Origin of the sequence: Paenibacillus sp. FSL R5-0928 (assembly GCF_037970385.1) — a bacterium.
GTDB lineage: Bacteria > Bacillota > Bacilli > Paenibacillales > Paenibacillaceae > Paenibacillus_AQ > Paenibacillus_AQ odorifer.
The window spans coordinates 2260775-2273111 of record NZ_CP150225.1 but is presented as its reverse complement, the minus strand read 5'-3'; the positions used below and the strand labels follow the sequence as shown (position 1 = coordinate 2273111).

Genomic DNA, 12337 nt, shown 5'->3' with positions numbered 1-12337 from the left:
ATTTTAATTGAATGGGCGCTCAGGATTTATTCCCCCTTCCACAGGAATGGATAGAACAGCTTCGGTTTCAACACGCGGACTGCTTCGAAAGACCAATCCGGCTTCTTTGCCGTAGTACAGCTGCAGTCGGCTACATATATTAGACAGAGCGTACCCTCCACTGCCGTTCGGCTCCTTCAGCCAGGCATTGAGTTTCTCCGCATTCATGCCGGTTCCGTTATCGGTAACCCGGATGAGCAGTGTATTTTTGGCTACTTCTACGGAGATCCGGATCACTCCCCCTCCCCTTAATTCCTTAAGACCGTGCAGGATAGAGTTCTCTACCAAGGGCTGAATAATAATTTTCAACACAGGAAGCTCCAGCAGTTCCACTCCGGCATCAATTGTATAGTCAAACAACCCTTCATAACATTGCTGCTGAAGGTTTAGATACTGGCGGACATGTTCCAGTTCCTTGCCTAAGGTCGTAATTTCCTGCCCGTTGTTCAGTCCCAGCTGAAACAGCGCAGACAGCGAAATGACCATCTGTTTCACGTCCTCATATTCATCCATCTCACATTTCCAGAAAATCGTGTTTAATGTGTTATATAAAAAATGAGGCTCGATCTGCGCCTGAAGCGCCTTGATCTCCGCTTTTCTCTTTTCTTTTTCTGTATCCTTGACTTCAACAATCAACTCGCCGATCCGGTCTAACATCTGGTTAAATTTGCGTCCTGCCTCCCCAATCTCATCCTGGAAAGGACTCTGGAAGCGAGCACTGAGATCCTCCTGCTCTACACGAGACATCGTCCGTTGCAGTTTCAGCAGCGGTCCCAGTAGCAAAGCGGACAGATACCTTGCAAGAAAAAGCGCGATGACGATACATGCCGCCATGATCATCAACACCAGCCATTGAATACTCCGAACAGGTTGCAGCAGTTCCTTTTTGGACAGGTAGCTGACCAACACCCAGTCTTTTGCATACCCTGAACTGGCATAGCTGAGCAGCATTGTCCCGTCACCAGCGGAATATTCAAAATTACCCCGGTCCGCCTCCCTCAGTTTGTCTAAAAACACAGAGTCCCGAGACCATTCCGGGCGTTCCCCGTCTCCGAAGACGCTTGTTCCCTCTTTATTGATCAGTAAAAAACGCGCGGAGCCAAGACTCCCGCCTCCACTTACAGTATCTTCAAGAATGTCCTCTTTTACATTAACGATCAAAAATAGATCAGGGACATAATTGTCTGTAAGCGGCTGCAAGACTAGGGAAATAACATGATGTTTCCCGGCAAATAGCTCGTCCCGATGGCTCTCCACCCAATTGGATTCAGGTTTCTCCTTAACCCGTTGGTACAGCGAAGATTCTAGAAATGGGGTCAAGGTTCTGCGCTGATTGCTGGTAGAGTAGAAATCCCCGTCTGGCGTACTGATCAAGATAGATTCAATAGAGTTTTCCGTCAACTCTACCTGCGTGAAGGGCGCTTGCAGCATAGAAAAATTGGCAAAAAAACGTTCCATATTATGAGCTTTAATATCCCGGATGGTCTGCTGATAAGCTTCGCTCAACATCATCGTGGAGGAAGCCACAATGATTTGCTTTAACTTCTGGTCTAGGACATTGATTGACTGATTCAGCACATTTTGATTTAACTCGACAGAGTTACGCTCCATCGCCCGAGAAGCAATGGAGTAAGCCAATAAACCGGTGACTGAAATACAGAATACCGTCAGTGCGGTAAAAGATAGCCATATTCTTTTCTTCAAAGAGGTACGATAAACCCAGGCCTTCAGCATGTATTCACATCCTTCTTGAATAGCTGTCCGAAGCCCGCCCCGAATTTAGCCCTTTACAGAGCCAGCTGTCATCTGCATGAACGATTTATTAGCGAAAATATAGACAACAATCATTGGCAACATGGACAGACATGCACCCGCGAGCATCAATTGAGGTTGCGCCGCATCGCCGATACCATATTTTAGCCCCGCCAATCCTACGGTGAGTGTCTGTAATTTTGGCTGAGTCATGGTAAAAACCAGCGGCAGAATATATTCGTTCCATGCTCCGCGGAAGGTCCAGAGCGCCGTGACTCCAAGGGCGGGCGTCAGAAGCGGTAAGATAACTCGAAAGTATACGCTATAGAAATTACAGCCGTCAATAAAAGCAGCCTCATCCAGATCCTTCGGAATCGCTCGTACAAAACCAATCAACATAAAAAATGCCGTAGCATGTGCACTAATCAGAATAATAATGACACCCCATAACGATTTCTGTAGATTAAGCGCTACCATAAGGTCAAATTGCGGCCGCAGCACCACAGCACCGATCGAGATGAACAGCGTACAGGACTGAATTACAACATATATGCGTTTCCCATAAAAATCGACTCTCGCTACCGCATATGCGGCCATCGTTCCAATTAATAGAGTGCCTAAGGTGGTAAAGATACTGATAAACACACTGTTCCATGTAAAGCGGGCAAAGTTAGCCGAATTCCAAGCCTGCGCGTAGTTTCCAATCTGCCAAGATTTAGGCAGCAAGGTGGTTCCTGTCGTCAACTCCAGATTGGTCTTAAGGGATCCGAAAAAAGCCAGAATAATCGGAAACAATGCAAAAGCCGCCACTATAAGTAGAAAAATCCACAGCAAGGTCCGGGACAGCACCGCTCGGGTCTTGAAGGATCGGACAGGCTGGACCGAAGTATTCTTCGTCTCCGCATGTAATGTACTCACTGTTCATTCTCCTCTCTTTTAATAGATATCATTTAGCTTTTTAGATACATAAAAGTAGACTAAGGTAATCAGACCTACAATAACTGCTGTGGCAAAACCAACCGCACTACCGTAGCCAAATTGCTGAATGCTTGTACCTCCACTGGATACAGGGAAGAACAGCTTATACAGGTACAGGTACATAACTTCTGTCTTGCCATAAGGACCGCCTTCGGTAAGCACCATAATACTCTCATAGCCTTTTAGGGAGGCGGTAATAGCGAGCATAATGATCATTTGCAATACAGGTCCGAGCATGGGAACGGTGATGTTCCACATTTTTCTGAAGGGTCCAGCTCCATCTATAGATGCCGCCTCATAGAGATCCTCAGGAATGTTCTGTAAACCAGCGATAAAGAGCAGCATATAGTTACCGATAGCCCCCCATATCGCAATCATAATAGCTGTTAGTAAGGCATATTTCGGCCCTAGCCAATCTATCGGAGCGGAAATAATTCCAGAGCCGACCAATAGCTGGTTAACCATCCCATTGTATGAATTAAAGATAACGTAGAATACGATGGCCATAACCGAAGCACTGATTACGGTCGGCATAAAGTAAATCGCTCTTAGCAGCTGCCGCCCTTTTAGTGCACGGTTAAGGACAACCGCCAGTAAAAATGATAATGGCAAGGTGATGAGCAGCTTGCCTCCAGCGTAGATAAAGGTGTTGACCACTGACTTCCAGAATTCCTGATCCCTTAATAAGCGCTCGAAATTCTCCAGTCCGATAAACAGGGGTTCGCCGAAGCCCTGGTAATCATAGAACATGTACTTCAGAGCCCAAAAGATCGGATATACTCCAAAAACCAGCGTCAGAATCAAACTGGGAGCAACGAAGGTCCAGGCGTTAATTTGACGTTTTGATAAATTCATTTATTGTTCCTCCTGTCCATTGGACTAAGCTTATGTCCTTAATGATAATTCTATCCGTTCGTAACGGTTAGGGAGAAAGCGACTGCGCTTGGGGGAGAATTTCACTTTTTCAGTTGCTTTGTCCCCTTTCCTTCATTTGTTTATCTATCCCGCCCTTCGTAAAGCCACGTTTATACTAATTAAGAGAAAGCTCACCCACGAAATATGACAACTTTACAAGGAGGTTAGAACTACCGATGATTTCAGCATATGGTGGCGGTACACGCCCCTTCGGGTGTTATACGGAAGGAGAGCTGGAGGGCATACGCCTTAGAATCGAACAGCTTCCCAAGGTCCGGCAAGAGTACGAAAGACAACGGCAGCTATCTGAACAATTTGCCAGCCGAGAAGCTGCTGCGCCACTCCATAAACTCGGCGTGTTCCGGGTAGAACCCTTTGTTTTTAAAACCCCTCCCAGTACGGCCTTCCTGAAGCTTTCTGTACAGATTCGGGGAAAGGGCACGGCACGCATCGGGGGCTTGCGTCTGACTCATTCGCAGCTTGGCTTGCCGGTTGAACTAGCGAATGGCGGTCTAGAATCTGGGATGCTGGGGTGGAGTCAGGACCGAGAAAACGGAAGCAAAGTATATCTAGAGAAATTGGCCAGCTGGCAGCAGGGTCTTCAGCCATCTGGTGTGACTCCATCTGGCGCTAGTCTGGCAGACGATTTGCAATGTATCTGCATCAGTAATGAGGAAGTGAAGGGATTGACAATCCTTCATTATGGAGAGACCATACCTGTATACGAAGGTGATCATTACAGCGTGCAGACAGCACTCAGTCTGGAAGCTCCTCTAGACGAAGGAATCTGCATCGGGGTCCATTTTCTAAATGCTGCGGGGCAGCCGTTGGGAACCGAGCAGCTCTCCCCGCTTTTTAATCGGCCGACGCTTACCAATTGGGCCTACCTGCTGGAGGCTACGGGAGCGGACGCCAATATGTATATGATCACGGGTGAAAGTGAATTTGCGGTTCGAGCCAAGCAAAAGCTCCAGTACATGCTTGCCGATATGCGGGTAGGCATGGATATTTTCCGTAGAGACGGCTGGCATGACGATGATACTTACGGCGCGGTGCATATCGGGAGGGGGCTCGCTGCTGCTTCGGTAATCTACGATCAGATTGCTGGCAGCAGTGTATTCCTCACTGGAGAAGAAACCGAACTTCTCGCTCATTTCCGGTATATCGCAGACATGATGATGGATACCCACTACTACCGGTTTGATCTGGAGACCTTCCCAGATGAAAAGGGAGGAAAACGCAGTAATTGGAATGCCGACCGGGCAACCGGACTGGGTGTATATGCCCTCCTCTTTCCCAATGAAAAACAAAGTGAGGCATATCTTGATCATGCCCTCTCTGTCATCAACTGGCAGCTGGCAGAAGTGGTGGATTCAGACGGCGCATGGCCAGAAAATATTCGCTACCATGGCGCAGTATTGCATCGCTATTTTCTCTTCTTCGTCCTATTAAAGCGTTTGAAGGGCATTGATTATTTCAAGCATGAAAAGGTTAAGGGCATGTACCGTTTCCTAATCGGCACAGTGACTGTACCCGATATTATTCAAGGAGGCTCTTCTGGCTCCCCCATCCTGCTTACACCAGCGGTCGGCGATGCCAATGTGCAGGAACAATGGTTTCGCCTGCTTGGATACGCTGCCCCATTCTATATGGACGAAGACCCCCAGCTTGCCGGGGAAATGCTCTGGACGTGGAAGCACGGCGGAGAACCGATTGAGGATAGTGGCGCATTTCCTCTGCCTCTGGTCGCGCTGTTATATCCACAGCCCGATTTAGCAGAACAAAGGCCTGCACTCGACTCCGTACATTATCCCGATATCGGTTATGTCATCTTCCGCAACGGAGAACAGAACCTTCAGCATTATGCAATCTACGAGGCTTCACCGCTGACTTATCACGCTCATCACGATGAAGGGCACTTCTCCATCTGGGCAGATGGTGTTCCAGTAACCCTTGATTCTGGAACGGGAGGTTACTATAACGGAGACCGGCATTGGTATGTGTCCAGCGCAGCTCATAATGTTGTTCAATTTACCGATTCATTCGGAAATTTTGCCAATGGGCCACTGCAAAGCACATGCAAGGAAGTACGCTTCTCAGAAGAGTTAGATCATGCCAGCAGTCTTATTCCAGATGCTAACGCCAGGGGATATGAGCGGAATTTCTTATTCATTAAAGCAGGCTTTAACGTCTACTTGATATGGGATCGAATCGAGGGAGCATCTAACAGCGTCTGGAATCTGCATACACTCAGTACTGATGCAAGTATAATGGAGCAATCCATTGATGCAGCTTGCCTGAACGGCAAGCACCTAAGCGCTTATATCGCCGAGCCAGAACTTCCAGTGATTACAATGGGAGAAGGCGCTGTAGCCGGGAATTATCCGCTGGTAGAGCAGCAACATTTCCGTGTTTATGGTGGTACAAGCGACTACGTCATTCTGCTTCATCCCCGGACAGAAGATGCTCCTTCACTACAGCTTGAACAGCTTGATTATGAAGAGGCTGTCGAAGGAGTACGCTTGTACAGGATATCCCGTACGGATGGAAAATGGTTTATCGCCGCCATCAACGGCACCAAGGAGGAACGCCTTGTTACTGTTCCGGGTCTCGGACCGCTTAGGCTTCTCGGAGAACCTGAGTCAACGTCCGGGCAACCTGAACCAACCCAATTAAGAATTGAGGCAGGCAAAATTCACATCGCCATGCCCCGATAACTATATAGAAGGAGGAAGATTAGAACATGAGCAATCTTGGAGTATGGGAACCAGCAGAACCGGGAGTTAAACGCTGTATCTTGAATGCTGCAGCCAGTCTGATGATGATGGAGGTTCATTTCGAAAAGGGAGCCGAGGGCTATGAGCATAGCCATCCTCACGAGCAGATGAGCTACTGTCTGCGTGGAAGCTTTGAATTTCGTATTGACGGCGAGAAGCATAAGGTAACCGCGGGGCAAAGTATTGCCATACCGCCAGATGCAAAGCACGGTGTAACCGCATTGGAAGCAGACTCCGCGCTGCTCGATGTCTTTACACCAATCCGCGAGGATCTGCTGAAACGCTAATAAATATATATCTGGCAGCAAAAAAAGGCCCAATCATTCCATTACTTAGGGAATGATTGGGCTTCTGTTATTTTTCAGCTTGGTACCGTTCCACTTCAAGTGATGCTAATAACAATGGAGCGACGCCCATAGGCACATCCGACAGTACGTCCTCAGAGATATAGTAATCGTATGAGCCATTACGGTCTTTGCTCAGACCCGCTCCATGACAAATCTGGTGCAAGTGAACACCTTGTTCATCCTCTTCAGTCAAATGCGTCAGAATGCCTTCATACCCTTGCAACATCGCCTCTATAAAAGAGGGTTCCAGATAACCTAATCTTAGTCCCTTAGCCATCGCATAAACAAACATGCACGAGCCGGAAGCTTCAAGATAATTGCCTTTTCTCCCCGCTTGATCTAACACCTGGTACCAGAGGCCAGTCTCCTTGTCTTGAACCTCCAGAAGCGCGCCGCACATCCGCTGGAAAATGCCAATGATCGTCCCCCGCTGCGGATGAGTGAGCGGAAAATGCTCCAGGCAATCAACCACAGCCATCGCATACCAACCCATCGCCCGGCTCCAGAAATGAGAGGACAATCCGGTAGACGAGTCAGCCCATTCTTGCTCTTTGGACTCATCCCAGCCATGATAGAGCAGGCCGGTCCGTGGATCGCGGGTCCGTCGCTCAACCAGCAGCAGCTGATGCGCCGCTTCGTCAATCAGTTCAGGTCGTTGAAAGACCTTGCCGTATTCCGCTAGGAATGGCGATGCCATGTACAGCCCGTCCAGCCACATCTGGAAAGGGTATACCTTCTTATGCCAGAATCCCCCTTCGGAGGTGCGGGGATGTCCAATAAGCTGTGCGGCCAGCAAATGGGCTGCTTCAGCATACCGTTTTTCTCCGGTTTTCTGGTATAGCAGGAACAGGTTTTTCCCCTCGTTAATCTGGTCCAGATTATATTCTTCCAGCCTGTAGGTACGGATGGAACCATCATCTCCAATAAATGTGTCCATATGCCGCTCCATAAAGGAGACATACTCAGACTGGTGGAGCTGAACACCCGCCCGGGCCATTGCCATCAGCAACATGCCCGGAACATACGCCCATCTTTCCAGCACATATTCATGCTCTCCCTGCTTGTTGCACCCTCTAAGAATCGTATTCGCAATTTTACTGGACAAGCGAACGGTTGTTGCTTCAGTTATAGACATCCTTATTCCTCCTTCGTTTGTCATCCATATGAAGTCTAATCTTATGCTCAGGTGAGCTGCTTGCGCAGCCAGGCAAAGGCTGGTTCACCATGAATCTCATGACCTCCGGTGAAGAAGTCCGCCTCTACCTGTCCGATATGATTCGCCGACCTGTAAATCGTCTGCAACTGGGTTAAAGCAAATTTTGTTCCGCGCGGGCCAAACAGATGATCGGCATCTCCCGATTCGAGGAACAGGCCACGTGGGGCAATGAGGCCCAGTAGATCAGGCATCTCCGCTTCCAGCAAAATCCCTGGAATATAATTGTCAAGGCAATGATTGCGTGTCAGAATACTGTCCACGAAAGTATTGGCATACCCGCTTACGACCGCACAAGCGATTCGTTCGTCAAGTGCAGCTGTGAAGCCAGCTACCAGTCCTCCACCGGAAATACCCATAATTCCAATCCGTTCGCTCTCAACCTCTTTTCTTGTCTGCAAATAATCCAGTGCCCGCATGGTTTCGTAGATACGGTAGCCGGCCATCGTCTTCCCAACCATCAACAATGCTGATGACAGGCGGAAGCAGGAATTACGTCCAGGCTCCCCGCTTGTTAGGTCTTCTTCCAGTCGTCTGTCGCCAAAGCCGAACAGCTCCGGAGCTGCCACTACAAAACCCTGTTTTACCAGTGAAACAGCGAAGTCCTTGTGCAGCCCGGGATCTCCCTGCCGATCCGATCCGTCCGGATTCAAGCCTACGATCTCCCGGCTTCCATAGCCATGTCCATGAATGGCAAGAACGGCAGGGGCAGGGGTAGAGAACGGCTGATCCGGGATCAAAAGATACAGCGGCATGCGCAACCCTTCATAGGTAGTTATCTCTATACGTTCACGGGTATACCCGGAGCAGACTGTACGTTCCAGCAGAACCGGTTGCAGCTCCTCAGCTATTTCTGGAAAGCCACCTAATCGCTCCGTAAATGCTGCGGTAAGCTCATCGCGCCATTGCTGAAAGGGTATATCTTTGCTGAAAGCCGAGTTGCGTTGAGCTGAACCAGATAGTTCTTTCATGTATTGTTCCAGAGGCTCCATCCGAAGTGCTCCTTCCCTTAATATCCTTCAGGATGCCAGCCATCAAGCACGGACAGCACCCTATACTCCGCAGCTTCCTGTGGAATCAGCTGCCGCGACCATGCAGCTCTGGCTTCGGGATTAGCTCCCGGTCCACTGCTGCCATATTCTTCATAGCGGCTAGTTTCCTCCCTGTCCGGCTGCCCCCAATTATGCCAGCCTTCGCCGATAATCGAACTGTCCATGACCGTGCGGATAAAAGCAACATGTGCATAAGGGCGCCAAGGTCTGCCAAGATACACTTCACTTACACCTTGACCGCCAGTAATTTCACAATCGAGGAATACATAACCAAACGATGCGTCTTCAGGCGTTGATGCGGCTGTAATATATCCTCTGGAACGCTTGTTATGCAGCCAGCAACGTTCAAACAAAGCCGTAGCCGCGCCAAAAATATAATCCACATCGCCTTCAATGTAACATTCGTTATAATATTGCTTCCCTTGCCCTGTATACAAAGTATCCTGATCACCCAGCAGGCGTACACGCCGGAATACAGCATGACCAGCATCAACAAAAGCAGCCACCGCCTGGCCAGTGCCGGGACCTGATGCATTTCGAATGGTCAGATTTTCAGCCGTGAAATGCTCAGCGAATACATTCAAGGTGCCGGATTTGAACGTGCCAAGCGGCTCTCCGTCCGGACCTAAAGTATGGGCGTTGTCTGACCAGGTAATGATGGTGGAATTCGTGTCTTCCCCCAATAGCAGAACCGGAGGCGTTCCCTGTTTCACTGTAATTTTTTCCTCGTAAATGCCGGGTTTGATACGAATCGTCACTTCTTCCTTGTGTTCCTGTGGAATTGAATCCAACGCTGCCTGTAGACTACTGAATCCTTCGTCGACACTCTTAGAGACTGTAATTAACATCTGCGGCTCCTTTCCTATCAACCTGAGTTTATTCTATAATAACCGTAACGCTTCGTAAGAGAAGAGGAGAATTATGACTAGCCTGACTAGCCCCAATCACAAATATCATATTGAAGAAGACCGCTACAGCATCCAACATATGAAACGTAAAGGCATCACTGCTATGCCACGTCCCCACAGCCATGACTTAGCCGAGCTGTACTATCTGATACAAGGGGAGCGGGTATACTTTGTGGACGACCGAGTCATTACGGTTCATAAGGGTGAGCTTATTCTTATCTCCGGCCGGGAGCTTCATTCCACAGCAAGCTCGGAAGTAGCCGAATTCGAGCGGATTCTGATCAACTATGATCCTGCTCTTCTACCGCCTTCCCTGCAGAGTGAAGCCATCTGGTTTCATGACCGCGGGTACCGCTTGTTCAAGCTGACCCTGCGCGAGCAGGACGAAGCGGAAATCCTAATGAACCGGATGCTGGAAGAATGCCGGTTGCAGCGGCCGTATTACGAAACCAGCGTAATCGCTTTATTCTCCGAGCTGATGATTCTCCTTCAGCGTTCAGAGAGTATCTCACAAGCTGGAGGGACGAAACATCCGCTCCATCATCTAGTAACTGATGTAGCCACCTATATCCGCGATCACTACCGTGAGGCCCTTACTCTGGAAGAGACTGCAAGTAATTTTTACATTAGTCCTTCATACTTGAGCCGGGTATTTCACCGATTGACGGGTTTTCACTTTCGGGAATACATCGTTCATGTCCGCGTAAGGGAAGCCGAACGCCTGCTTGTCGGATCTACAGGCAAAATCCAGGAGATCGCCTCCGCTGTCGGATTTGAACATCTTTCCCATTTCAATAAAACATTCAAAAAATCAACCGGTCTGACCCCGCTCCAATACCGAAAAGAAGCAAGGTCACACCCACGGAAGTTCAAGACGGATTTCCATCATCCATAGAATTTTTTATCTCTCTGTGATCGTCAAATCTTCGGAATTAGTGAGCGTGACGTGGCTGCATCTATGCGCTGTTATCTTCGGCATTTCCGAAGTCTGCAACCGGATACGATCCAGCTTAAGCCCCGTAGCATGCCGCAGCACAATTCCCCGGTCACTCACTGCGTGGAATTTTTCAATGGTTAGATCAGCAAGCGGCATCTCCGGCAGCCCGTTAACCAGTAGAGCGGTTGCCGCACCATGGCACACAATGTTCTTCAGGGTAATCTTCCGAAATTGCGGAGTTTCCTCTGTAACCGAAAATAACTGCTCGTCATACCCTTCCGATCCTTCAACCCCTGCATAGAACATATGAAAGGATACAGCCTCGTGGATGATGCCGGTCATGTTGATATTCTCCATTACAATATCCTCCACCACACCGCCTCTTCCCCGGGTGCTTTTGAACCGCAGGCCGATGTCCGTGCCGATGAACAGGCAGTCACTAACTCGAACTGCATGTACACCTCCGGACATCTCGCTGCCGATCACAACGCCTCCATGTCCGTGATATACCGTGCAATTCCGGATGGTAATATACTGGCAGGGCATTCCCCACTTACGGCCTTCCTCATCCTTGCCTGACTTGAGACAGATGGCGTCATCACCCACATCAAAGCTGCTGTGCTCAACTAGAGCATGCGTGCAGGATTCCAAATCAAGGCCATCCCCGTTCTGCGAATACCAAGGATTACGTACCTGAACATTTCGTACGGTAATCTGTTCGCAACCAATGGGATGAAGACACCAAGCAGGTGAATTCTGGAAGGTCGGCCCTTCCAGCAGCACCCGCCGGCAGTTGCGCAGGCTAAGTAACGTCGGACGCAGATACGTACGAGCAGGCAGATAAGCCTCCATACTAGTTTCTCCCTTGTCCCACAGCTTCCGGCAGAAGTCCTCACCTTCCATGGCTTCCCGGGAAGGCCACCATACTTCGCCCTGGGGATCAAGTACTCCTCCAGATTCGATCAAACGCTCCCATTGCTTCTCGGTCATCTTAAACCGCTTCACTGGACGCCAGCCTTCACCGCTGCCGTCGAATATTCCCTCACCGGTTATTGCCACATCGCTTAAGCCTTCTCCATCGAGCGGAGCCTGACAGCGCCAGCCGGCATTCCCCTCATAATGGGAAGAAAGTAGCGGATACAAGGTATGATCAGGATCAAACTGCACCAATGCTCCCTTGTCTACATACAGATTAATTCGACTATGCAAAGTAAGAGGTCCTGTGCGCCAGATACCAGCGGGAATAACAACCTTTCCGCCTCCCGCTGCAGCGCAGGCGTCCAGTGCAGCCTGAATAGCAGAGGTACATAGCGTTAATCCACCCTCTTCCGCCCCATAATCCGTGATTGTAAAAGTCCGCTCGGGAATCTGGGGAAGCTCGGGAATCGGATACGTATTGGTTACAAGATTGCTGCTCAT

General features: G+C 49.3%; 10 protein-coding genes. 3 read left to right on the top strand and 7 right to left on the bottom strand.

The window, feature by feature from the left end:
* Positions 1-3: 3 nt before the first annotated feature.
* The 3 genes from MKZ16_RS09895 to MKZ16_RS09885 all read right to left on the bottom strand — a co-directional run bounded on the left by MKZ16_RS09895 (position 4) and on the right by MKZ16_RS09885 (position 3624).
* Positions 4-1773 (bottom strand): sensor histidine kinase, encoded by a 1770-nt coding sequence (locus MKZ16_RS09895; RefSeq protein WP_036683988.1) that lies wholly within the window; start codon positions 1771-1773, stop codon positions 4-6.
* A 45-nt stretch (positions 1774-1818) separates the two neighbouring features.
* The gene (locus tag MKZ16_RS09890) at positions 1819-2640 is read right to left on the bottom strand and encodes a carbohydrate ABC transporter permease (RefSeq protein ID WP_232061512.1); all 822 of its coding nucleotides are present in this window, start codon (positions 2638-2640) and stop codon (positions 1819-1821) included.
* Positions 2641-2727: 87 nt separating this feature from the next.
* Positions 2728-3624 carry a sugar ABC transporter permease gene (locus MKZ16_RS09885; RefSeq protein WP_038569654.1) on the bottom strand — a complete coding sequence of 299 codons (897 nt, stop codon included), beginning with the start codon at positions 3622-3624 and terminating at the stop codon, positions 2728-2730.
* A gap of 236 nt (positions 3625-3860) precedes the next feature.
* Here MKZ16_RS09885 and MKZ16_RS09880 point away from each other — a divergent pair, with 236 nt between their 5' ends.
* Both MKZ16_RS09880 and MKZ16_RS09875 read left to right on the top strand, forming a co-directional pair.
* Positions 3861-6401, top strand: coding sequence for a heparinase II/III family protein (locus tag MKZ16_RS09880; RefSeq protein WP_076104086.1), 2541 nt, complete (start codon positions 3861-3863; stop codon positions 6399-6401).
* Positions 6402-6427: 26 nt separating this feature from the next.
* A complete protein-coding gene (locus MKZ16_RS09875) occupies positions 6428-6748 on the top strand; it encodes a cupin domain-containing protein (protein WP_036683993.1) in 321 nt (106 codons plus the stop codon).
* 67 nt (positions 6749-6815) lie between these two features.
* On the opposite strand, the gene MKZ16_RS09870 is transcribed toward MKZ16_RS09875, so the two are convergent.
* The 3 genes from MKZ16_RS09870 to MKZ16_RS09860 are packed head-to-tail and all read right to left on the bottom strand — an operon-like array spanning position 6816 to position 9921.
* Positions 6816-7943, bottom strand: a complete 1128-nt coding sequence (locus MKZ16_RS09870; protein WP_038569650.1) for a glycoside hydrolase family 88 protein — start codon at positions 7941-7943, stop codon at positions 6816-6818.
* Between the two features lie 47 nt (positions 7944-7990).
* On the bottom strand, positions 7991-9013 hold the full coding sequence (locus MKZ16_RS09865; protein WP_038569648.1) for an alpha/beta hydrolase family protein: 1023 nt from the start codon (positions 9011-9013) through the stop codon (positions 7991-7993).
* A gap of 17 nt (positions 9014-9030) precedes the next feature.
* Positions 9031-9921, bottom strand: coding sequence for a pectinesterase family protein (locus MKZ16_RS09860; protein WP_076104087.1), 891 nt, complete (start codon positions 9919-9921; stop codon positions 9031-9033).
* A gap of 73 nt (positions 9922-9994) precedes the next feature.
* Between MKZ16_RS09860 and MKZ16_RS09855 the strand changes: the two genes are divergently transcribed.
* Positions 9995-10876, top strand: a complete 882-nt coding sequence (locus tag MKZ16_RS09855) for an AraC family transcriptional regulator (protein WP_076104088.1) — start codon at positions 9995-9997, stop codon at positions 10874-10876.
* Between the two features lie 6 nt (positions 10877-10882).
* On the opposite strand, the gene MKZ16_RS09850 is transcribed toward MKZ16_RS09855, so the two are convergent.
* Positions 10883-12337: a glycoside hydrolase family 28 protein gene (locus tag MKZ16_RS09850; protein WP_038569644.1), complete on the bottom strand. Its 1455-nt coding sequence runs from the start codon at positions 12335-12337 to the stop codon at positions 10883-10885.